The organism is Myxococcus llanfairpwllgwyngyllgogerychwyrndrobwllllantysiliogogogochensis (genome assembly GCF_006636215.1).
Classification (GTDB): domain Bacteria; phylum Myxococcota; class Myxococcia; order Myxococcales; family Myxococcaceae; genus Myxococcus; species Myxococcus llanfairpwllgwyngyllgogerychwyrndrobwllllantysiliogogogochensis.
The window spans coordinates 1-381 of record NZ_VIFM01001045.1; the positions used below are offsets into that span (position 1 = coordinate 1).

Consider the following 381-nt stretch of genomic DNA (forward strand, 5'->3'; position numbering starts at 1 on the left):
TGGTACGTGCCCGCGAACGCGGCCATCGTGGTGGCCGGCGACGTGGATCCGGAGGCCGTGCGCAAGCTCGCCGAGGCGACCTACGGCCGCATCCCCGCGCGCGCCGTGCCGGCGCGCAAGCCGCGCACCGAACCCGCGCAGCGCGGCCTGCGCCGCATCGACTTCAAGGCGCCCGCCGAGCAGTCCTTCGTCGCCCTGGCGTTCCGCGCGCCGGGCCTGCAGCGCCTGGAGAACCTCGAGGAAACCGACCGCGACGCACTGGCGCTGATGGTGCTGTCCGGCGTGCTGAGCGGCTACGACGGCGCACGTCTGGAACGCGCGCTCAGCCAGGGCGCCGACCGCGTGGCGGACGGCGCGGACAGCGGTGCCTCGGTCATGGGC

General features: G+C 75.3%; 1 protein-coding gene. It reads left to right on the top strand.

Annotated features, from left to right (window positions below; genetic code table 11):
- Nucleotides 1-381: M16 family metallopeptidase (locus FJV41_RS57765; protein WP_141649719.1), on the top strand; the 381-nt coding region annotated here is incomplete at both ends.